The following is a 23,827-nucleotide window of genomic DNA, read 5'->3' on the forward strand; positions in this document are numbered from 1 at the left end:
GTTGGCATGTAGGTTCGGTGTAAAGTTTTCTGGCGAATTCAATTATACCTTATCTTCATGCTGTTTGTTTTTCATACCACAAAGATCAACACGCCCTAGTAATAGCGGGTAAATCTAAAGCTATTTTTTGTAAGCACAGAGTCAGTACACATAACGCGATAATTTTTAATGCATAGCTTAATTTGCGCCAATACTCAGGTAGCTCTAATAGTGCGCTCATAAACCAAGTGGCACTGGCTATAGTTAAACCAATGCTTAATGTATAAAGGTGGCTGATATATGCAGAAAAGTAGCCATTGGTAAATAAATAGGGTTGACCTTCTTGTAAAAAAATAAAGCTAGCGATACAAAAAAGGTAGGCAGCATATTGGTTAAAGATAGCGTCTCTAATGCCATAACCTATTATTAAAGCATAAAAAATAAGCGTTGCGCATAATCCATAAAACACCCCAAATATTAAATTGTATACCTGAACCTTTTCAATAAATTGCTGTGAGTCTAGCCAAGTAAACCGGGGGTTATAGCTGGCAGTAGTGGTTAAAGTTAGCTTTGCATTAAAGCTACCTTGTTCCATTAAAATAGCCATTTGATTTGTTTTTAAAGGGGCTTTTAATTGGTTATTTTGTTGCCACGAAAAACGTTCAAGTGCAGGGCGAGTAAACGTAAAAACACCGCTTTGGTTTAGCGTACATACCAACTCAAATTGGTTAATGCCTTTTTCTAGTTTTATGTCTTCAGCAATACCTTGCGATAAGGGAGTGGATACACTGTTTGCGATAGATTTTAAATTGCAGCTATCTTTTGCAATAGCTGTATTGCTGATGAGAAAAGTAAAAATGACAAGTAAAGCACCGCAAAATTTAATACATAAGGAGGTGGTTGTATGTAAGTGCTTCCTTATTGTTACGGTGTTATTGAGCATAATAGGGTTATAAAAAAAGGCAGTTACCTTATATTAACAAAGCTTATTATCTTTGCTAGTAAAAATTAATAGTAAAGTTTGATGTAGCGCATGAATGGGTAAATCTTATTTTTATAACTGTATTTCACTAGGGGTTTTATTAAAGTGGCGTTTAAACTCACGGCTAAACTGTGATGCACTGGTGTAACCTACTTTAAAAGCAGCTTCATTTGCTTTGCTGCCCGCTGTGGTAATTAACTCTTTTGCTTTAGCTAAACGTACTTTTTTTAAGTATTGTAAGGGAGATTCAAACGTTACCTGCCTAAATGCACGATGAAAAGAGGAGACACTCATATTGACCTCTTCAGCTAAACCTTCAACAGTAATAGGGTTTGCATAGTCCTGATGCATCGTTGCTAGTGTGCGAGCTATACGCGCATAATGGCCATCATGCATAGCTAGGCCTATTAAAGTATCCCCTTGGGGGCCGCAAAGGACACGATACACAAGCTCTTTTACTATATCTTCGCCGAATATCTCAGCTTCAAGTGGATTATTTAAAACTGTTAATAACCTATACGTCACTTGCTCCATTGCGCAGTCTAGCTTGGCGGATTGTACTGCGCCAATGTTCGCGCTGGAGACAGGTAAAGGCTGGTGCTGCATCATCTGATTAACCAGCTTGTGCAACATGACAGGGTTTATATCTATAGCTATGCCCATAACCGGTAAGTCATTATCGGTAAACGCTTCACACTCTAATGGGACCGGTACACCTAGTACCAAGTAATCACCTTCGCCGTATTTTATTTGATGTTCTGGGAAGTGAATTATTTTATGGCCTTGGCCAACCACGATTATGCCTGAATTATAAATAAGCGGCTGGCGCGGTGAACTTTTGGTAGCGCGATGAAAATACACCCCAGGAATAATTGTTTCCATGGTGCCCTCAAAGCTTAGTAAATTATTGTGCTCGGCGTATTGTTGCAACATTTTGGCTATGATGGGCATAAAAGTATCTGTAATTAAAATATTTTGCGTAAAATAACAGTGCTGGTAGTTTTAGGCAAGCTTTAGGTAGTTATTGGGCTTTTTATATATTAACTTTGCTACTAATATGCATTCATCAAAGCTTTACTTGATATGTGACTAAGTAAAGCATTATGAAATTAACCGTCACCTAGGAGCAAAATAATGAAATTTAGCTACGTAAATCCCACTCTCATCCAATTTGGCCAACAGCAAATTGCCGCACTTAGCGACTTGATCGCAAAAGATCAAAAAGTATTGGTTGTTTATGGCGGCGGCTCAATTAAAAAGAACGGCGTGTATAACCAAGTTGCTGCTGCACTTGAAGGTTTTGATTGGGTCGAATTCTCGGGTGTGGGTGCTAACCCAACAATTGAAGTACTTGACCAAGCGGTTAAAATTTGTAAAGAACAAGATATCGACTTTGTATTAGGTGTCGGCGGCGGCTCTGTAATAGACGGCGTTAAATACATTGCGGCTTCTGCAGTATACGACGGCGAAGGTTGGGACATTCCTACTGGTAAGCATACAATTACCAGCGCATTACCAATTGGTGCCGTATTAACGCTACCAGCTACAGGTTCTGAATCTAACCAAAACTCAGTGGTAAGCAAAGAAGCGACTAAGCAAAAATTGCCGTTTGCTTCACCAGAAGTACTGCCTAAATTTGCGATTATGGATCCTGATGTAATGAAAACATTACCACAGCGCCAGCTTGTAAATGGCTTAGTTGATGCGTGGGTGCATACTTGTGAGCAATACCTTACGTTCCCTGAAGGCGCATTGGTACAAGAAGGATACGCAGAGGCACTGTTAAAAACGCTCAAAACACTGGGCGATAACTTTGAAAACCAAGACGATGCATGGCGTGCAAACCTTATGTGGGCAGCTAACCAAGCACTTAATGGCTTAATTGGTTCTGGCGTATCGCAAGATTGGGCAACTCACATGATTGGCCATGAGCTTACTGCTGCCTATGGTGTTGACCATGCGCGTTCGCTTGCTATTGTTCAGCCTTCTTTATTGCGCAATCAATTTGCAGTTAAAAAAGCGAAACTAGAGCAAATGGGTAAAAACGTATTTGGCCTTGAGCAAACAGACGATTTAGCAGAGCAAACAATTCAAGCGATTGAAGCGTTTTACCACAGCCTTGAGGTTGCAACACAGCTAACTGAACATGGTGATGATAAAGCGGCTGCCATTGATAATATTATTGGCAAACTAGAAGCACATGGCATGGTTGCTCTTGGTGAAAACCAAGCGATTACGCTAAAAGAAAGCCGTGAAATTTTAGAACACGCGGTTGCTTAAGCGTTAATTTTAAAAAACCACTGGCTATTAAAGCCGGTGGTTTTTTGTTTTATAGTTAACCTCAGTAAACGCAATTGGCGCCATTAATTGATAAAAAGCACTTTATTGTCGTTTGCCGCTAATATACTATGTGGCTTCAATTGGTTAGGTTTATTTAAGTCAATTTTAGGCTGAGAAGATAGCTAAATTATGCGCTCAAATCGTTTGTTAATGGTCATGTTACTCGTGCTTGTGCACAGCTTTATAAGTTGTGATGGCGCTGCATACCATTTACAAGAAGACGTTGAGCATGTAAGCAACGCATTATCACAAAACACTATAACCGCTGATAATGACCAAGGACAAATCGATAATTAGCCACCGGTTGAGATTCATGCACACCAACATTGTCACTGTGGCTATTACAGCACACTTAGTCACGCTATTATTCCTCAACAAAGTAAACCCTCAGTACTTGTGTATTACCATGGTTTAAATTATCCACCTGATGTACCCCCACCGAATTCATTTAGCTAGTTTTTAATTTAATTTCAATTAATTATTGTGCTTTTAGCTGCCTGCGCGTAAGCGTTTTATGGGCTGTTATAGGCATGTTTAAATTGCTAACTATTTTACACTGTCGCTGTTTTTAGCGTAGGTTGTGAATGGTTTGCAAGTGAACTCTGTTTATTAAAAAACGGACAAGCTATATGAATAAAAAACCAATTATGCTGGTGGTGATGCTGTGCGCGCTACCTGCTTTTAGTGCGTTTGCAAATGTTAAAACGTTAACCCTAAAACAAGCGTTGATAAATACCGAGCAACAAAATCCGCTATTAAAACGCTATCCTTATCATCAAAAAATACTCAGCGCGCTTAAATCTCAAGCGGCGCTTTCGCCTAACCCTGTAATAAATGTAGAAGCCGAAAACCTCTTAGGAACAAACGATGCGCGTGGTGTGCAAGGGGCTGAAATAACCTTGGCATTTAGCCAGCTTATAGAGCTTGGAGATAAACGCCAAAGCCGCATAAATTACGCAACGGCGAACATTAAAGCCCAAGCAATACAATATCAAAATACTCGGTTAGCTTTATTAGCAACCACTGGTGAGCGATATTACGAGGCGCTTAAATTTCAAACCTTACTTACGCTTAACAGCGAACGACAACACGTGGTGAGCCAAGCTCTCAAAGCAATAAAGCAACGGGCTAACGCTGGCGCTGTATCGCAAGCCGATGTAACCCGTATGCGTTATGCACTAAGCCAAGTTGAGCTTGAGACAGCTAAGCTAAATAGCGAATTTGAGCGAGCGCGTTTATCGCTCAATGAGCTGTGGAATGAGCAACATGACTACACGAATTTCGCAGGGAATATGGCTACCTTAATACCGCTTAAATCTGAGCAAGCGTTACTCAATGCAGTTAACCAAGCGCCTGAGTTTGCCATGTTACAGCAACAATACTTACAGCAAGCGGCCAACTTAACGCTGCAAAAAGCTAACGGGCAAAGCGACATAAATGTAGGTGCGGGCCTGCGCTACAATCAGCAAAGCGATACTAGTTCGTTACTGTTTTCGTTTTCTATGCCATTGCAATTGAGTAACTCAAATAGCGGTAATATTGAAGCGGCTAACAGTCAGTTGGCATTGTTACGTGAGCAGCAAGGGCAATTACGGGTTCAGTTACGCCAACAAGTTCGTACCTTGTACGCCTATTACCAAGGCAAAACGTTACAGGCGCAGTTGTTATCAGGGCAGGTTATTCCACAAGCCCAAACACTCATTGAGCAAAGTTTAAAAAGCTATCAACGCGGACAAATTTCGGTGTTGCAATTGCTCGATGCCCAACAAGCTCTATTTGACTCTAAACGCGCACTTATCAATACCTATGCAGCACTATATCAAACGCACCTTACTCTTGAGCGTTTAACTGGCCAATCTTTAATTGAGACTTTTCAACCATGAACAACACGTTTATCGCATTATTAGTATCACTTTCGTTTACAACGAGCCTTATAAGCACACATACATTTGCCTCAGCAGAGCATGGGCAAACGCAGCAACCCCAAAAACAAGGCGCCCATGGCGGCTTTTTATTAACCAACGAAAAGCTCACTCTTGAGTTAAAGCTGCAAGAATTGGCAGGTAAAGTTGAGCTGCGCGTATATGGTTATGAGCAAAATCAGCCGGTAGATATCAACGATTTAAGCATCGAAATGAACTTAAAACGATTAGTAGAAGCGCCGCAAAAAATACAATTTACGCGTGAGAATGAGTACCTTGTTAGCACGCAACCCATAAATGAGCCACATTCGTTTGCGCTTTTCATTACTGCCAATTATAAAGGTGAACACGTTAGTTTTGAGTACACCCAACACGAAGGCCGCACTATGCTTAGTGAGCGAGCGATTAAAGGTGCGGGTATTGAAACGCAGATAGCAAAAAGCGGCGAGGTTGATATTTCTGACACGCTGTTTGGTGTTATTACACCTACACAGCACGGCACAGTAGAAGTGATGGCGCCATATACCGGATTGATCAGCGATATTTTTGTCAGCATTGGTCAAAAGGTTCAAAAAGGTGAGGTACTGGCCAGCGTCACCAACCGTGAAACATTGCAAAACTACAGTATTAAAAGCCCCATTAGCGGTGTGGTAACCGAGCAATATTTAAAGCGTGGCGAACTGGCAAGTACTCGTGCGCTAATGCAAGTCGTGAACCTTGATAAAGTATGGGTTGAGCTCTCTGCCTTTCCTGAAAATATTGAAAACCTAGCCATTGGTCAAAGCGCCATCGTGTACGATTTACATCATCATTTAAATGCCCAAGGTAAGGTGTTTTTTATAGCGCCTATGATGACCGGCGGGCATATTGCACGTGCTCGTATTGAGCTTAATAACCCTGATGGTCATTGGCGTCCAGGCATGCATGTTAATACTGATGTCAGTATCGATAAAGTCAATGCTCGCGTGCGTGTAAAGCCTGAGGCTATTCAGGAGTTTAACGGTATGGCGAGTGTGTTTGTGCGTAAAAATAGTGTGTTTGAAGTACGCCCGGTTACTTTAGGCGCAAAAAGTAGCGAGTGGGTAGAAGTCATTGCGGGTTTAAGCCCAGGTAGCGAGTACGTCACAACCAATAGCTATGTGATCAAAGCCGATATTTTAAAAAGCGGCGCAAGTCACGCTCACTAGGAGGTACCATGATTAACTGGATTGTTTCTTTTGCGGTTAAACGCCGCATGATGGTACTGGCACTGACATTTTTATTTGCTGGGTTTGGTGTATATAACATCCAAAACTTAGCGGTAGATGCTGTCCCCGATATTACCAACGTGCAAGTGCAAATTAATACTAAAGCGCCTGGTTTTACACCGCTTGAAGTTGAGCAGCGTATCACTTACTTAGTCGAAACGGCGATGGCGGGTATTCCTAAGCTTGATTACACCCGTTCGCTTTCTCGCTATGGGCTTTCTCAAGTAACTGTTATTTTTGATGAAGGCACCGATATTTATTGGGCGCGTCAGCAAATTGGTGAACGTATTCAAAGTATTCGCGCCGATTTACCTAATAATATTGAGCCAAACCTTGGACCTATTGCCAGTGGTTTAGGTGAAATATTTACCTATAGCGTGCATGCAAAACCCGATGCGTTAAAAAGTGATGGTACGGCGTATAACGCCGAAGACTTACGTACTTTGCAAGACTGGGTTATTCGTCCGCAGCTTTTAAAAGTAAAAGGCGTAACCGAAATAAACAGCCAAGGTGGCTTTGAGCGCCAGTACCAAGTTGCGCCCATGCCAGAAAAGCTCATCGCTTATAAGCTAACAATCAACGATGTTATTAGTGCACTTGAGCTTAATAACAGCAATCGCGGAGCCGGTTATATAGAGCGCTTTGACGGCCAATATTTAGTGCGCTCGCCTGGGCAATTAAAAACATTAGCCGATATAGCAAACACCGTTATTGCTAAGCGTGATGATGCTCCTGTGCGAATTAAAGACGTGGCAAATGTGTATTTAGGAAAAGAGCTAAGAACTGGCGCGGCTACTTATAATGGCGAGGAAACCGTATTAGGCACGGCGATGATGCTAATTGGTGAAAATAGCCGTGTGGTTGCCAAAGCCATGGCTGATAAGCTTATGCAAGTACAAAAAAGTTTACCTGCAGGGGTTATTATTGAGCCTGTTTATGACCGCACCAATCTGGTTGATAAAACCATCGCCACAGTACAAAAAAACCTGTTTGAAGGTGCGGTATTGGTCATCGTCATTCTGTTGTTATTGCTTGGGAATATCACTGGTGCGCTTATTACCGCCATGGTTATTCCGCTGAGTATGCTATTTGCTATTACAGGCATGGTGGGCAATCGAGTCTCGGGTAACTTAATGAGCTTAGGTGCAATCGATTTTGGATTAATTGTTGATGGCGCGGTGATTGTGGTTGAAAACTGCCTTCGTCAATTAGGGATGGCTCAACATAAACATGGTCGCTTACTTACGCTCAGTGAGCGTTTAGAGGTTGTAACTTCAGCCACCAAAGAAGTGTTTAGCCCCGCAGTATTTGGTATTTTAATTATTATGTTGGTGTATTTACCGCTATTTGCGCTCAGTGGTGTTGAGGGCAAAATGTTTCAGCCTATGGCGTTTACCGTGGTTGCCGCGTTAATAGGTGCACTTATTTTTGCTGTCACCTTTGTGCCAGCGGCTATTGCCGTATTTGTGCGTGGTAAAGTAGATGAAAGCGAAAACGCAGTAATGCGTGGCGTTAAAAAAATCTACAAGCCACTGCTTAGCTTATCGCTTAAATTACCGTGGCTGATGGTGAGTATTGCCACTGTTTTGGTATTAGTGCTTGGCTTTAAAGTTAAAAATATGGGCGCCGAATTCTTACCGCAGCTAGATGAAGGTGACATTGCAATGCATGCGTTGCGTATTACTGGCACCGGTATCGAACAATCGGTGCAAATGCAAAAGCAGTTGGAGCAGGCTTTATTAGAGCAACCTGAAATTGCAAACGTATTTTCAAAGATTGGCACCGCGGATGTCGCCAGCGATCCTATGCCACCTAATGTTGCCGACACTTTTTTAATGTTAAAGCCGCGTGAGCAATGGCCAGATCCGTCACTAAGTAAAGACGCGTTAGTGCAGCAAATTCGTCATCGTGTGAATGAGGTACCGGGTAATAACTATGAATTTACCCAGCCTATAGAAATGCGCTTTAACGAGTTAATTGCCGGTGTGCGTGCCGATGTAGCGCTGCGTATTTACGGTGATGATTTAGCCATACTTAAACAGTTTGGCGAAAAAGCCACTGGTTTAATGCGAAATATTACCGGTGCTACTGATGTACGTTTAGAGCAAATGGAGGGCTTGCCTACACTTTCTGTTACCCCAATGCGAGACCATATGGCGCTACTAGGATTGACTGTAAACGACATTCAACAAACTCTTGCCGCTGCTGTTGGTGGGGTGCAAACAGGGCTAATTTATGAGGGTGATAAGCGCTTTTCGTTATTAGTACGCTTAGATAAGCGTTGGTCTGATGATGTCTCTGTGCTTGCGCGTTTACCTATTGCGTTACCTAAAAGTAGTAACCTTGAGCTTGCATTTGTACCGCTTGGAGAAGTGGCTACAATCAGTATTGAAAAAGGCCCTAATCAAATAAATCGCGAAAGCGGCAAGCGCAATGTGGTAGTAACAGCGAATGTAACAGGACGCGATTTAGCCAGCTTTGTAAGAGATGCCCAAGCGACTATGAACGCACAACTTAACCTACCCAGCGGTTATTGGCTTGAATACGGCGGTACGTTTGAGCAATTACAATCGGCGAGTAAACGGTTGTCGTTGGTAGTGCCTGTTACTTTATTGCTTATTTTTGGCTTACTTTATAGTGCTTTTGGATCGCTGCGTGATTCACTGATTATATTCAGTGGCGTACCACTGGCACTAACTGGTGGGGTATTGGCATTATTGCTACGAGATATGCCGCTTTCTATTTCAGCGGGTGTGGGGTTTATTGCTCTAAGTGGGGTTGCGGTATTAAATGGTGTGGTGATGCTGTCGTTTATTAAGCAGTTACGAAATGAGGGATTAAGCTTATACCATGCAATACATAGTGGGGCATTACAGCGACTACGCCCAGTGCTAATGACCGCGCTTGTGGCTAGTTTAGGCTTTATACCTATGGCGCTAAATACCGGTACCGGCGCTGAAATACAACGGCCTTTGGCAACCGTGGTGGTAGGTGGAATTATGTCATCCACTTTGCTCACATTGTTAATTTTACCAGCACTTTATAAATTAGTGCATGCAAAATTTAAAAAGCTGCAAACAGCTTAGCTAATTACTAATTAGGTAATAACGTAAAAAGCAGCTGAAGTGTCAGCTGCTTTTTTGTTAAGTAAGGAGTTGCTTAGTTATATTGAAATAGGCTATCCCAGCGCTCATCTAATATGGCTTTTGCGCGCTCTAGATTTACCGCGTTATATAGGGTGTTTGTGCAAGTTACTAAATGCATACGTTCAAGCTTTTCAAGCGCGTCGCTAATTTCAAAATCTAGCTCGCATTGGTACTTGCTTTTAAACCACGTCTCTATCTGCTCATCAAGTGCGTGAGCACTTAAGCCATTTTTAGATTTTAGTAAAAATGAATAAGCGAGTAGGGCTTCTTTAATGTCTTCTTCTTCGGCGGCGTCTATTAGTGTATGGAAAACACCCGCATTGTTATCAAGGTTTTTAAAGTAAAGATTATCGCTCAGTGCTTTCATAAATTTAATTTTGCGGTTTTTAAATTTACTCCACTCTTTAAACACAAAACTGCCAAATACTCCAATACCAATGGCTAACGTAATAAAGTGCTGCTGAGTCATGGTAACGGCTTCATCTCTAAACCCTCCCCAAAATGCAAACAAAGCAAACAATAAAAGTAATGAGGCGCCCAGTTTGGTAACTAACACCACAGCACCGCCAATAAGTGCAGATGAGCCAATAATAATTTTATCAATCGGGCGCATCCGCACTTCGCTATTCGGAAACAGCATTTCTAAGTCAGCTTTTGGCACATTTTGAAATAGTTTTACTATGGTCGAACTTGGCTCAAACCCCATAGGTAGTTTATTTTTTGATTCAAAATAGGCTTTATCTTTAAAGCGAATAAATACCGCTACGCGGTCGTAGTTGGTAAAGTGCAGTGGCTTTTTACGTAACCCCCAAAAGCTGGTTATGGTTTCGGTGAGTTGCGACTCGCCCCTGCGATAAAAAACCACTTCTTCAAAGTCGTCAAACTCTACCTCAAGGCGAACTTTAAAAAGCGATTCTTCGTTGAGTGCATCTTGTAGGTCTTGATGGGTGATCACTTCAAAATTAGCCGCGTTTAATACGTTGGCGAAATCTATAGCAAAATCGCGTTGGCACTGGGCTTTTTGTTCATCAGTCACGCTGTTTATCAAACGAGTATCGCTATTTGGATCAAAAGGCGCGTAATTATTTTTTAATGACTCAAGTGTGCCATGGTACTGAAAGTGAATTAAGCTAGCTAAAAGTTCACAAAGCTGCTTAAAAGAAGTTTGTTGGTCTTTAGCAAGCTCTTTGGCGCACATTGTAATGATGTCGTGTTTTCTAAAGGGAATGTAGCGAGCAGTTTGCATATGGTGAAAATTTTAAAAGTATAATGATATATAAAGATAATAAAGCAGTCTTTTACTGATTACTATGTTGACTGTATTTCTTCAGGCAGCATTAACCTTATTATAAGATGATTTAATCACTTACATAATTGCTAACAGGACGTTTATGGCTATACAAAAAAAGCTCAAGAAAAAAACACGTCAGTTTATTGAGTCTAAAAACATGCTGGGTGGTATTACTATCGCCTCATTTTTAGAATCCACCATAGTGCCCATTCCACTCGAGGCGGTGCTGGTACCGCTAATGCAAGCAAGGCGGGAAAAGCTTTGGCAAATTGCCCTTATGGCCACAATCGGCTGTGTTATTGGGGCGTTGTTTGGTTATGCGTTGGGTTATTATTTATTTGATGTAGTGGGCGATTGGATCATTAATACCTTTTCTAGTCCTGAACAGTTTGAAAACGTTAAGCAAAAAATGCAGACACAAGGTTTTTGGTTTGTATTAAGCTTAGGTATTGTGCCTATTCCGTTTCAAATTGCGATGCTAGCCGCTGGTGCAACTAAGTATTCGCTGGCACTGTTTTTAGTGGCATCTGCGATTGCCCGCTCTATACGCTATTTTGGGTTAGCGTTAGTGGTATATTATGCAGGTAATCAAGCTGAGCGACTTATCAGTAAACATAAAACTAAAACTATGATTGGATTAACTATTTTAATTGCTATTGGCTGGATAATTAGTACGCAAATATAAATAAAGCAGTTTAAGTTTATGGTATAGTTTTTAGTAACAATAATAAATTTAAATACAGCCCATGATGAATCCGGAAAAAGTGAGTTTAAAGTTAAGCCATTTTGTTAAAATTACCAGATTAAATAAGCTGTTAATTTTGATGACGCTGGCGTTTATTATTGCTTTCTCAATTTTTTCGTTGATGTACTTTCCCCCATTAGACATAACCCAAAACCTCTATGGCTTTACCACTGATTTTATTAATTTAGTGGTGATTTTTGCTATTTTTTTTGTAGTGCAATGTTCACGGTTAGCTAAAAAAGCGTATTTATATGTCAGTATCGGTTTAATGCTATGGATTGTAGGCTCTACTGCCGATGTGCTCGATGAAGTGATACGTCAGCCTTTTTGGATAAGTAATTACGTAGAAGACTTATGTCGCACATTAGGTATGCTAATTACCGCTTATGGTTTATTTAAAACCATGCACTTTATGCAGCGAATGCATACCCGCTTGGCGCAAGAATTTATTATGGATGATTTAACGAAAGTGTATAACCGTCGCTGCTTTTATCAGCATGTGAAGGGGGTTGTTAATAATCCTTACACTGTTTTAATTATAGATCTCGACCACTTTAAACGTATTAATGATGATTATGGCCACGATGTGGGCGATAAGGTGCTTAAACAGTTTGCTGATAAAGTGAATCGTCTTTTTAAAGATGAAAATATTTTTGCTCGCATAGGGGGGGAGGAATTCGCCGCTTACCTGCCTAGTTATGAGCTTGATGAAGTACTTAACTTCTCGCAGACTATCCTAGAGACTGCTCGCACTATTACAGTACAAAATCAGCGTTCTTTAACGGTCAGTATCGGTATTGCACATCGTACAAGCGACCAGACCTTTGATAATGTGATGAAACGTGCTGATCAAGCATTATACCGCGCTAAAAAAGCAGGCCGTGATCGCCTTGAGTTTGCTTAAACATCGTAATTTTATGAAATAGACTTTGCTTGTGCTATTTTTGGGAACTCTTGTTGCGAGATAAAAAGGAATTGTATGGATGAGTTAATCGGATTAGCAATTATTATATCTATTGTTATTGTTGCAGGGGCCATATGTGGGTTAGTAGCCTTAGTGCAATTGAACTCCCTTAAACAAGAGGTTGCCGCATTAAAACTAAAACTATTTCAGTTTGAGTTAAACGCAAATGCAGCAATAAATGAAAAATCTCCCGCTGATCCTCAAATAGATAATGTAAAACCTCTACACAGCTCAGATATTCCAGCCGCTGTTTATAAGCCAACCAGCATTAAAGCTACATCAGCTCGTAAAACTATAACTAAAAAACCATCGAGTATTGAACTGCTCTTTAAGCAGTTAGGTGCAGGCTTTGAGCAAAATTGGATGACCTGGATTGGTGCTATTGCTTTGGCTTTAGGTGGCGTATTTTTAGCAAAATACAGTTTAGAGGCTGGGCTACTTTCACCTGCAATGAGGCTCAGTGCCGGTGGATTATTTGGCATTGGCTTAATCGCCGCAGCGTATTATTTACATTATAAACGTATCGTTTTTGAAGGCTTTAATAATTACATTCCTGCAGCCCTAGCTAGTGGCGGCTTTATGACTTGCTTTGCCTTAATGTTTTTGGCCTATAACAGCTTTAGCATGCTAAGTGCTGAGTGGGCATTTATTGGCTTAGCAGTGATTGCTTTGTGCGCCAGTGCAATGGCGATTAAGTTAGGTCCTTTACTTGCTGTAATTGGCATTATAGGCGCATATAGTGTCCCTGTTTGGGTGAATACGGGCAGCGGGCAGTTATTTTCTTTGCTTATTTATGTTGCCCTTGTGAGTGTTGCTGCGACAGTAGTGGCACATAAAGTAAAGCGCGTTTGGCTGTGGTATTTATTATGGGCAGGGCATATTGGTTGGTACTTGGTTGGACTCACTTTATTTAACTACGACACAGTGTGGTTAATAGGTGCTTTTGCGTTATTAAGTATTTTAGGGTTAATCGCTATTGCACGCTTAGGATTAACCTTCAACACCCTTGAAGCACGCCCGCACAGCTTTAAACGATTAGTGAATTTATTTCCAGATCACGGGTTATTACTGGCCTTTATGGCGCCTTTAATGATTGCCATGTTGTTGAGTGTGTTTAATTTACAGTGGCAAGTAGTGGCATTGTTAAGCATCGCTTTACTTCTATTTTTAGTGCTAAAAAATAGTCGTTGGGATGCATGGCAAGGAGTCTCTTTAATGATTGCGCTGTTATTAGTGATCAGTGCTAAACAAACTTATACCTTTGATGATGCGTTATTTATTTTTAAAAACGAATACGGGCTTGGCTTATTACTTGCTCTGGGGTTAAGTGGCTATGGACTCTATTTTGGTAATAAATACCCAAAACGATTAGCTTTTCATTTGCTTGCTTCATTAAGCGTGTTTGCATTAGTTGGCACTTTGTATGCGATGATCCCAAATACGGCTTTAGCAACCGCTTATCCACTTTGGGCGGTATTGTTATGTTTAATGAGTGCGGTGTTAATTAAATTTACGCAAAATAATACAACCTTATGGCAGCGTTTTAGTTATTGGGTGGGAGCAAACGCCAATATCACTTTAGCAATTACTATGTTACTCAGCGATAGCGGCCTTACTATTGCACTGGCTATTCAAGTATTACTGCTGAGCTTATTAATAAAAAAATACAGTGTGGCTATGCCACACTGGCCAATAAAAGCCCTTGTGGCGGCATTACTTTTACGCCTTACCTTATCGCCGTGGACGCCTAGTTATGATGATCTAACTATCTTTGATTTGCATTGGAGCTTAGTTGTTTACCCGCTGTGTATTGGGTTATTTTTTGCAGCGGCTAAATGTTTTAATACCTCACAACTAAAAATATGGTTAGAGGGGGCGGCACTGCATTGTTTAGCGTTATTTGTGACAACCGAAACCAGTTATCAACTGGTAGGGCACTACCCACAGCTTTTTTCTTTAAGTTTTTATGAGCAAGTTTTGCTCAGCTGTAACTTGCTTGCTTTAGGCTGCGTTTATTTATATCGCGCGCAAAGTGCAGGGCAGCTGGGTAAGTTATACCGCACTGCAGGTTTGATTTTATCAGCGTTAGCTGGCTTATTATTAATCAATACAACGTTGGATGATAATCCGTTATTAATGCGTCTTTATGTTGGTGAAACGCCAATATTTAACTGGCTGCTTTTAATCTGGTTCGTCCCGAGCCTGCTGGCGTTATGGTTAGCGAGTTTAGTTAAATCGTTAAATGCTAAATTGAGTCAAATTACACTCGGTGTGTCTGGTTTATTAGCCCTGTTAGCTATCAACACCTTGATCCGCCAATATTGGCAAGGCGGCTTTATTTACCTTGATAAGGCAACCAGTGACGCCGAGCTATATAGCTATTCGGTTATTTGGTTATTACTTGGCGCATTGGTGGTGATCGCCGGACATTTAAAACAGCTGCGATTATTACAAAATGTTGGTTTGGGGGTTCTTGGTGCAGTAATTGTTAAAGTATTTTTAATTGATATGGCTAATTTAACTGGGCTTTTAAAGGCATTATCGTTTATTGGCTTAGGGCTTTCGTTAGTCGGGCTTAGTTGGTTGTTCCAAAAACTAAGAAAGCGTAATTATAGCAATTAAGCATAGCTTTAAGCCCAGTACTTTACTGGGCTTAAGCGTTTATTGGTGGTTAAGTACTATGATTAAGCAGGGCCTTAAGTTTACCTGGTTTTACTGGTTTACTTAGGTAATGAATATTTTCAGCTTTGGTTGTTTGTTTTAGCTCGGTGTCACGCACCGCGGTAATTAAAATTGCCGGAATGTCGCTTTGCCAAGTCTCTCGCAGTGTTTTAATTAAAGTAATGCCATCCCAATCATTACTTAATTGATAATCCATTAAAATAACATCGGGCGCTGCATGCGCTTTAGCATACGCTAACACAGCATCAACTTTGTCGAATAAGGTGTAATTTGCCCGCCATTTTTTCAATAAGCTGGCCATCGCGGCTAAGTTTTCAGGATCGTCGTCAACGGCAATAATATTAATCGCAGCGCGGTTGTCTACGATATTTTGATTTGTTTGTTTTTGTTGCACTAATTGCGCATCACCATAAGGCACTTCTATACTAAATCGACTGCCTTTATTAGGTAAAGAAACCACATCAATCGGCAGGCTCAGTAAATCAGCCATACGTTTAACTACCCCTAGACCAAGGCCTACGCCTTTATTGTCGCCCGCTTCAATTCGGTAAAAGTCGTTAAATATTTTTGCCTGTTCAATATCGCTAATGCCTTGGCCTGTATCCCATACTTCTATGCGTAAACTGTGTTTACGATTTCTGCAGGCAATTAGCACTTGGCCATTTTCGGTGTATTTAATCGCATTAGACAGCAAGTTTTGTAGTATTCGGCGCAAGTAGGTAATGTCACTATGCACTATTTGCTTATTTGAGCGCACTGTAAATGACAGTCCTTTATCGCTTGATAAAATGGCATATTCACTTTTGAGAGGATCTAAAATATCGTCAATACAAAAGTGACGTGGGCTTGGGGTCATTGCGCCTTGTTCTAATTTTGCAATTTCGAGTAAGGCCGACATTAAATGCACAGTTGAATCTAAACTGTCGCCAAGCTTATTAAAATTATTTTTATTCGTGGTGTCTAGTTGTGTTTCATCAATCGCGGCAAGGTATAAACGTGCAGCATTTAATGGCTGTAAAATATCGTGACTGGCCAATGCTAAAAAGCGAGTTTTACTATCATTAGCTTGTTCTGCCTCGCGCTTGGCTAAAGTAAGTGCTTGCTCTGTTTGTACGCGGCTATCTATTTGTGCTTGTAGATTACTATTAATCGTTTGTACTTCTTGGGTGCGGGCTTCAATACGGTTTTCTAAGTCCATATTAATTTCTTCTAGCGCATTTTGAGTACTAATGTGAGTAGTAATATCAGAAAAACTGGTTACAAATCCGCCATCAGGAAGTGGGTTACCAATCATTTCATACACTTGGCCGTTTCGACGATGGCGAATAAAGTGATGTGAACTACCATTTTTTAAATGCTGAACTCGCTTATCAACATGACGGTCAATTTCACCTGGGCCACATTCACCGCGCTCTGCGTTATACCGGATTATTTCCTCAATAGGTTGGCCAACTTGTAAAAAGCCCTCGGGGTAGTTAAACATTTCACTGTAGCGCTTATTCCAAGCCACGAGGTTAAGGTCTTTATCTACAACGGATAGGCCATGGCTTAAGTTCTCTAACGAGGTAAACAGCAAGTTTTGATTAAACTGCAGTGCTTGTGTGGTTTCATCAAAAAAGTTTACCACCTCTTCAAACGCCATGCGTTTGCCCGACGATACGGTATGAATAAGCGCTTGCGCCGACGAGGCACCTAATACCCCAGTAAGTGCACGTTCGCAGTAAGCAATAAAGTCAGCGCGAGGGTGAGCATTGTTGTCGTTTAAGTCGTGATGAAGCGCATAGTGTGATAATACTTGCTGGCTACGTTGAATGCCTAAAAAGGTCTGTAGCAGTATTTTGAAGTCGTATACCGTGGCTTTTACATTTTTATTTAATCGGCGCGATAAAATAGCCTGATCTTTTGGATTAACAAAAGCAGCCGCTTGAATTTTATCGATTAAGCGCTCTTCAGCCCCTAGCGAAAAACTAATGTAACAGCCAATATTGGCGAACAACGCGATAAGTGTACCGCGTGTAATTAGGGTTTGTTGTAACTCACTGTCTAGTGGGTTGGGGGCATCTAAAATAGGCAGCATTAAAAACAGCACCCAACATATCACGCCGGCGAGTAGTCCTGCATAGACACCATAGGCATGGCCTTTTCGCCAATATAAGCCACCCACAATGGCAGGCAATAGCTGCGATACCAATGAAAAAGCAACCAATCCCATACTAGCCAGTGCACTGCCATTACCAAACCATTGCTGATAGAAGTAAGCTAAAATAAGCACCCCAGCAATGGTAAATCGACGCACCAGTAAAATACGAGACTTATAGCTGCTGGTAATTAAGTTACGTTTAAATTTACGACGTAACATTAACGGCAGTACCACATCATTTGAGATCATGGTACTTAACGTAAGCGTGGCTACAACAATCATGGCTGTAGCTGCTGAAAGCCCTCCAATAAACACAAACGTAGTTAAAAAAGCATTATCGTGCAACATAGGCAGTGCCAGTACAAAGCTGTCTGGTGATAAGCTGCGGCCTATTTCGGGGTGAATCGCAGCGGTGGCAATAGGTAAAATCATTGCTGCTGTTAATAGTAAATACAGCGGAAAGGCCCAACGCGCAGTGAATAAATGGCGCTTATCTTGGTTATCGACCACGGTTACATGAAATTGGCGTGGCAAACAAATAATAGCCGCTGCTGCCATAAGTGACTGGCCGATAAAATTAAAACTAAAAAAGTCAAAGTGTGTCCAATACATCCAAATAGACTCGGCGACTTGGCTAGAGCTCTCTGTAGGTAAATTAAATAAGCTGTATATCGCAAGCCCAGCAACGGCGGCTAAGGCAAACAGTTTAACTAAAGATTCAAACGCTACAGCGAGCATTAAACCTGAACGGTATTCGGTTACATCAACTTTGCGCGTACCAAAAAATATAGCAAATAACGCCATCATTAACGTGGCCGATAGCGCCAAAATATCCCCTGATATCTGATTGCTGTTTTGTAGGAGTAAAAAGCTAGAGCTGAGTGCTTTTAATTGCAATGCAATGTACGGAATGGTGGCCAATAAGGCGATTATTGTCACCATAATGGCGGTGGTTTGACGCTTACCATAGCGGGCTGAAATAAAGTCGGCAATAGTGGTGATATTTTGTTTTTTACTCACCAGTACCAGTTTACGTAAAAAGCCTTGACCGAAAAAAAACAATAAAGCGGGGCCTAACAATATAGGTAAAAAACTCCAGCTACTGGTCGCTGCTGTGCCTACTGAGCCGTAGTAAGTCCATGAAGTGCAATAAATACCTAGTGCAAATGAATACACAAACGGGTGATGACTAATACGCTTGGCAAGTGGCGTGGTTTTATCCCCCCAATTAGCCAGCCAAAACAGCACGCCTATGTAACCAAAGGCAACAATGAGTAGTACAGCCGTCATGTTTATTTAACCTTGTAGAATATTTTTATAATTTGCCATAACTATACCCAAACTATTTCAAGATGCGAGCGTCAGTTGGCATTTGAGGCCGTTTGGTTATTTACAATACCTGGCAGTGGATTAAGTTAGGGGTATACATTTTATTTATATTATCTATAAATAACATAACCATTTGATTTTTAAAGTTTTATTTTAAATTGGTTGTTTGGTTAGACTAATGTCTTATTCCCACGCTTTACTCAAAAATTGGCGTAAACATCTCGCAAAAAAATTAATTAACTTACTGAAATTAAAGTAGTTCACTTATTGTTTACTAATTAAACGCCTATAGTTTACAAAAACGTTAACACATTGTTACGACCATTGTCGCAATTCAATATTTGAGTAGCGTTGCTAAATTGATTAACGAATATAAAAAACCACCCATCGTAATCTTGCGATGTTTAAAGGGGAAAATAAAAATGGCTTTTAAAAATGAAGAACAAGCAAAAGCTTATTGGGCAGAAAACATTTCATTACTGTTTAAGTTATTAGCGGTATGGTTTGTGGTCTCTTTTGGCTTTGGCATATTACTTGTAGATGTACTAAATGAAGTACGTTTTTTTGGGTTTAAACTTGGCTTCTGGTTCGCCCAGCAAGGCGCGATTTATACCTTTGTAGCTTTGATTTTTGTGTACGTTTTCAAAATGAATACGTTAGATAAAAAATATGGCGTAGACGAATAGGAGCTAAGCAATGGATGTTCAAATACTCACTTTTATAATCGTCGGTTTAAGCTTTGCGCTTTATATCGGCATTGCAATCTGGGCTCGTGCAGGGTCAACAAATGAATTCTATGTTGCCGGTGGTGGTGTACCTCCACTAGCCAATGGTATGGCAACTGCTGCGGATTGGATGAGTGCTGCGTCATTTATTTCAATGGCAGGTATTATTTCGTTTGCTGGCTATGACGGTAGTGTTTACTTAATGGGGTGGACGGGTGGTTATGTACTACTGGCCATGTGTTTAGCGCCTTACTTACGTAAATTCGGCAAGTTTACTGTTCCAGACTTTATCGGGGATCGTTACTACTCACGTACTGCGCGTTTAGTGGCTATTTTATGTGCCATCTTTATTTGTTTTACTTACATTGCGGGTCAAATGCGTGGTGTGGGTGTGGTGTTCTCTCGTTTCTTAGAAGTTGAAATTGAAACCGGCGTTTACATCGGCATGATTATTGTTTTCTTTTATGCTGTACTTGGTGGCATGAAAGGCATTACTTACACGCAAGTTGCGCAGTACTGTGTACTGGTATTTGCTTATTTGGTACCGGCTATTTTCATCTCGATGATGGCAACCGGTCACTTTTTCCCACAAACAGGGTTTGGTGCCACGCTAAGTGATGGTTCAGGCATGTATGTATTGGATAAATTAGATGGTTTAAGTGCTGAGTTGGGCTTTGGTCAATACACTGAAGGCTCGAAGAGCATGATTGATGTATTTGCAATCACAGGTGCTCTTATGGTCGGTACTGCTGGTTTACCACATGTAATTGTTCGCTTTTTCACTGTTCCTCGCGTAAAGGACACACGTATTTCAGCGGCGTGGACACTGGTATTTATTGCTATTGTTTACACAACAGCACCCGCAGTAGCTTCGTTTGCCCGTGTAAACATGATTGACACCATTAATGGTAAAGACGGTAGCGGCACAGCGTATGCAGATGCACCAGCTTGGATTAAAAACTGGGAACGTACAGGCCTAATTACCTTTAATGATAAAAATGGTGACGGCAAAATGTTTTACACATCAGGTAAAATCACTGACCCTAATAGCGCGAACGAAGTAAACGTTGACCGCGATATTATGGTACTAGCGAACCCTGAAATTGCCGACTTACCAGCATGGGTTATTGCACTCGTTGCTGCTGGTGGTATTGCCGCGGCACTATCGACTACAGCGGGCTTACTATTGGTTATTTCAACCTCAGTATCGCACGATTTGCTAAAACGGACACTCAAACCGGATATAACCGACAAGCAAGAATTACTTGCAGCGAGGTTAGCAGCGATGATTGCTATTGTAATATCCGCCTACTTTGGGATTAACCCGCCAGGATTTGTGGCCTCGGTTGTTGCCTTTGCCTTCGGCTTAGCGGCAGCGAGCTTCTTCCCTGCAATTATTATGGGTATTTTCTCTAAATCAATGAATAAACATGGTGCAATTGCAGGCATGGTAACGGGTATCACCTTTACTGCTGCATACATCATCTATTTCAAGTTTGTGAGCCCAGAGCTTAATAGCCCAGAAAATTGGTTCTTAGGTATTTCACCTGAAGGGATTGGTTTAGTAGGTATGATCATTAACTTTGCAGTAGCTGCAGTTGTAATGAAAATGACTCAACCAACACCAATTGAAATCCAAGAAATGGTGGAAGGCATTCGTAATCCTAAAGGGTCTAGTGAAGCGCATGCTCACTAATCCATATAGCTAATGATATAACGCATCAAAGCCCGACTTAAGTCGGGCTTTTTATTTGTTTAAATAATGACTACATTAAATAATCGCTATATTAGATAACCATATTTCAGGTTAAGTCGCTTTTTTATTGAGGATGATTTATGAGTAATGAGCAACAGGAAGTCGCGCAGTTTATTAACAAGCAAGCGCCATTTTCAATGTTACAAGACAGCGCCTGCAGTTATTTTGTAAACCATCTGGATAGTATTTATTTGACCCGAGAAAACCAAACGCAATGGCTTAACAGTGAACAGCCTAAGTTATTTTTAATCCGCTCTGGGTTATACGATTTAGTCGATGCCAAAGGCGATACGGTAACGCGTTTAACTCAAGGTGATTACTTTGGTTACCCCTCTTTATTAACGGGAGATGCAATACAAAATAGCTTAGAAGTACAAAAAGAGGGCATAGTGTATATGCTCGACCAAACGCATTTTGATTATTTACGCCGAGAATATAAAGCCTTTGAGCAATATTTTGTCCGTGCACATGCAAATCGATTACTGTCATCGCATTATAAGAGCAACAACGACAGCTGGTCTGAGCGTAAAATATCAGAGATTATGACTCGCAAAGCGATAACGCTGCCCCCCGATGCCAGCATCCGTCATAGTGCTAAAAAAATGCAAGAGCATGGGGTTTCTTCAATAATGATCACCGAAAACTCGCACCTTGTTGGGGTGGTTACTGACCGTGATTTACGTAATCGAGTGCTTGCTGATGAGGTGGACCCCGCGCAAGCTATCAATAGTATTATGACCAATAAGCCTAAGTTTATATTTGAAAATAATCGTGTGTTTTCAGCGCTACACTTAATGCTTAAGCATAATATTCATCATTTACCTGTGCTTGATGAAAATCATAAACCGCTAGGTATGATCACTAGTACAGACTTACTACGCCAACAAAAAAGCGACCCTGTCCAGCTCATTGGCCGTATTTATAAAGCGCATAATGTCGCTGATTTAAAGCGTTACGCTAAAGAAATTCCTGAGTTATTAAAGGGGTTTTCTAATAATATTGATGATATTTCACTGATTGGAAAACTACTCAGCGGTTTAACTGATGCGCTAACCTCGCGGCTAATATTTTTATTTCAACAACAACATGGTGTTGCACCTACGAGCTTTAGCTTTATTTGTTTTGGCTCTCAGGCGCGCGAAGAGCAAACACTGCATTCTGATCAAGATAATGGCTTGTTATTACCCGATGGTCTAAACGATGAGCAGCACGCGTACTTTAAACAAATGGGTGAATTTGTATGTGAAAACTTAGTTGAATGCGGTATTCGTCGTTGCCCTGGTAACATTATGGCCAGCAGTGATGCGTGTCGAATGAGTGTCAGTGATTGGCGGGCGAAGTTTTTAAAGTGGATCACCAGCCCCACACCCCAGGCAATGCTCAACTGTAAAATATTTTTTGATCTGCGTTTTATTGAAGGATCAACCACGCTTTATAGCCAGTTTTGTGAAGAGTTAACTCATATTTCTCGCAACGATCTTTTTTATGCGGCAATGGCCAGCGATGTGAATACCAACAGCGCGCCGATTGGTTTATTCAATAACTTTAAAACCGAAAAAACAGAGCAACACCACAAGTACATCGATCTTAAAAAGCGCGGGGTGGTGATCATTAACGATCTGGCAAGGTTGTATGCATTAAAAGTAGGCATCCGTCGTGCTAACACCCAAGAGCGATTAGACGCCTTATTAAAGTATTCATTGTTAAGCAAAGAAGATATTTATAATTTAAAAGATTGTTGGCGATTTTTAACTCAGCTTCGGCTGCGCACACAAATAAACGAAGAGGGGTTACCCAGCAATTGTATAAACCCAGATAAGCTCAATTCGTTAGAGCGTCATCAGCTTAAAGAAGCTTTTTACCTAGTAAAACAAGCGCAGCAAGGCGCGGCGTTTAAATTTTCGCGTGGGAGTTTGTAACAACAATGGTTAAGCAGCTTATTACTCGTTATTTAAAGCGCCGTCATTTGCTCGTGCAAAGTGCTTTAAAGCAACGTTATTTAGTAATTGATTTGGAATTAACAGGGCTTGCTCCTAAACAACATGAAATTGTCTCGGTTGCTTGGGTACTGATTGATAACGAATGTATCAAAAACAGTCAGTCGCAGCATTTGGTTAATAAAGAGGTGAAAAGTTTAGAGCAGAGCCCCGTTTTTCATGGCATTAGTACTGACTCGGTGGCACAAGGGCAAAGTCTACAAAGCATTTTAACGTCTTTAAGCGCTCACTTTAGTGACTGTATTTTAGTATTTCATAATGCCATGCTCGATTGGGGTTTTTTAAAGTTAGCACTAAAAAATGCAGGGATCACCCAGCGCCCCAAGTTGATTATCGACACCTTACAAATAGAAAAAAAGCGTCTGCTAAAACATAGCTCAGATATAAAATTAGACGATTTAACTCTTAATGAATGTCGTAAACGCTACGGCTTACCAAGCTATCATTGTCATCACGCCCTTACCGATGCACAAGCTACTGCTGAGTTGTTATTAGCCCAATGCCATCAGATAAGCGCCGGTAAGGAGCTCAAAGTAGGCGAGTTAACGTAAGTTGGGCAGAGCGAAGCGAAACCCAACCTAT

General features: G+C 41.0%; 15 protein-coding genes and 1 pseudogene. 12 read left to right on the forward strand and 4 right to left on the reverse strand.

The annotated features are described in order from the left end of the window. Positions 1-85: 85 nt before the first annotated feature. On the reverse strand, positions 86-922 hold the full coding sequence (locus CWC30_RS02240) for a 7TM-DISM domain-containing protein (protein WP_249929812.1): 837 nt from the start codon (positions 920-922) through the stop codon (positions 86-88). A gap of 111 nt (positions 923-1,033) precedes the next feature. Next, positions 1,034-1,912 (reverse strand): AraC family transcriptional regulator, encoded by an 879-nt coding sequence (locus tag CWC30_RS02245; RefSeq protein WP_138626312.1) that lies wholly within the window; start codon positions 1,910-1,912, stop codon positions 1,034-1,036. Between the two features lie 183 nt (positions 1,913-2,095). Here CWC30_RS02245 and CWC30_RS02250 point away from each other — a divergent pair, with 183 nt between their 5' ends. From CWC30_RS02250 to CWC30_RS02270, 5 genes and pseudogenes are all read left to right on the forward strand, one after another. Then, on the forward strand, positions 2,096-3,241 hold the full coding sequence (locus tag CWC30_RS02250; RefSeq protein ID WP_096038729.1) for an iron-containing alcohol dehydrogenase: 1,146 nt from the start codon (positions 2,096-2,098) through the stop codon (positions 3,239-3,241). A gap of 189 nt (positions 3,242-3,430) precedes the next feature. Then, positions 3,431-3,757: pseudogene (locus CWC30_RS19105) on the forward strand (hypothetical protein). A gap of 173 nt (positions 3,758-3,930) precedes the next feature. Continuing rightward, positions 3,931-5,184, forward strand: a complete 1,254-nt coding sequence (locus CWC30_RS02260; RefSeq protein WP_138626313.1) for a TolC family protein — start codon at positions 3,931-3,933, stop codon at positions 5,182-5,184. Then, positions 5,181-6,410 carry an efflux RND transporter periplasmic adaptor subunit gene (locus tag CWC30_RS02265; protein WP_138626314.1) on the forward strand — a complete coding sequence of 410 codons (1,230 nt, stop codon included), beginning with the start codon at positions 5,181-5,183 and terminating at the stop codon, positions 6,408-6,410. Before CWC30_RS02260 ends, CWC30_RS02265 begins: the two co-directional genes overlap by 4 nt. Before the next feature lie 8 nt (positions 6,411-6,418). Further along, a complete protein-coding gene (locus CWC30_RS02270; RefSeq protein WP_138626315.1) occupies positions 6,419-9,556 on the forward strand; it encodes an efflux RND transporter permease subunit in 3,138 nt (1,045 codons plus the stop codon). A gap of 73 nt (positions 9,557-9,629) precedes the next feature. On the opposite strand, the gene CWC30_RS02275 is transcribed toward CWC30_RS02270, so the two are convergent. After that, complete coding sequence (locus CWC30_RS02275) at positions 9,630-10,862, reverse strand: TMEM143 family protein (protein WP_138626316.1); 1,233 nt, start codon at positions 10,860-10,862, stop codon at positions 9,630-9,632. A gap of 145 nt (positions 10,863-11,007) precedes the next feature. Between CWC30_RS02275 and CWC30_RS02280 the strand changes: the two genes are divergently transcribed. The 3 genes from CWC30_RS02280 to CWC30_RS02290 all read left to right on the forward strand — a co-directional run bounded on the left by CWC30_RS02280 (position 11,008) and on the right by CWC30_RS02290 (position 15,238). Further along, complete coding sequence (locus CWC30_RS02280) at positions 11,008-11,592, forward strand: YqaA family protein (RefSeq protein ID WP_138626317.1); 585 nt, start codon at positions 11,008-11,010, stop codon at positions 11,590-11,592. 64 nt (positions 11,593-11,656) lie between these two features. Then, positions 11,657-12,556 carry a GGDEF domain-containing protein gene (locus CWC30_RS02285; RefSeq protein ID WP_138626343.1) on the forward strand — a complete coding sequence of 300 codons (900 nt, stop codon included), beginning with the start codon at positions 11,657-11,659 and terminating at the stop codon, positions 12,554-12,556. Between the two features lie 75 nt (positions 12,557-12,631). Continuing rightward, positions 12,632-15,238 (forward strand): DUF2339 domain-containing protein, encoded by a 2,607-nt coding sequence (locus CWC30_RS02290; RefSeq protein WP_069440143.1) that lies wholly within the window; start codon positions 12,632-12,634, stop codon positions 15,236-15,238. A 49-nt stretch (positions 15,239-15,287) separates the two neighbouring features. Here the strand turns inward: CWC30_RS02290 and CWC30_RS02295 are convergent, their stop codons facing one another. After that, complete coding sequence (locus CWC30_RS02295; RefSeq protein WP_138626318.1) at positions 15,288-18,728, reverse strand: PAS domain-containing hybrid sensor histidine kinase/response regulator; 3,441 nt, start codon at positions 18,726-18,728, stop codon at positions 15,288-15,290. Between the two features lie 461 nt (positions 18,729-19,189). Between CWC30_RS02295 and CWC30_RS02300 the strand changes: the two genes are divergently transcribed. The 4 genes from CWC30_RS02300 (at position 19,190) to CWC30_RS02315 (ending at position 23,796) form a co-directional block, all read left to right on the forward strand. Continuing rightward, entirely contained in the window at positions 19,190-19,453 is a 264-nt protein-coding gene (locus CWC30_RS02300) for a DUF4212 domain-containing protein (protein ID WP_008464847.1), read from the forward strand. Positions 19,454-19,463: 10 nt separating this feature from the next. Continuing rightward, the gene (locus tag CWC30_RS02305; protein ID WP_036981444.1) at positions 19,464-21,188 is read left to right on the forward strand and encodes a sodium:solute symporter family protein; all 1,725 of its coding nucleotides are present in this window, start codon (positions 19,464-19,466) and stop codon (positions 21,186-21,188) included. 140 nt (positions 21,189-21,328) lie between these two features. Next, the gene (locus tag CWC30_RS02310; protein WP_069440145.1) at positions 21,329-23,167 is read left to right on the forward strand and encodes a DUF294 nucleotidyltransferase-like domain-containing protein; all 1,839 of its coding nucleotides are present in this window, start codon (positions 21,329-21,331) and stop codon (positions 23,165-23,167) included. 5 nt (positions 23,168-23,172) lie between these two features. Then, complete coding sequence (locus CWC30_RS02315; RefSeq protein WP_036981448.1) at positions 23,173-23,796, forward strand: 3'-5' exonuclease; 624 nt, start codon at positions 23,173-23,175, stop codon at positions 23,794-23,796. The last annotated feature ends 31 nt before the right edge of the window (positions 23,797-23,827 follow it).

It is taken from the genome of Pseudoalteromonas sp. S4741 (assembly GCF_005886135.1).
GTDB lineage: Bacteria > Pseudomonadota > Gammaproteobacteria > Enterobacterales > Alteromonadaceae > Pseudoalteromonas > Pseudoalteromonas tetraodonis.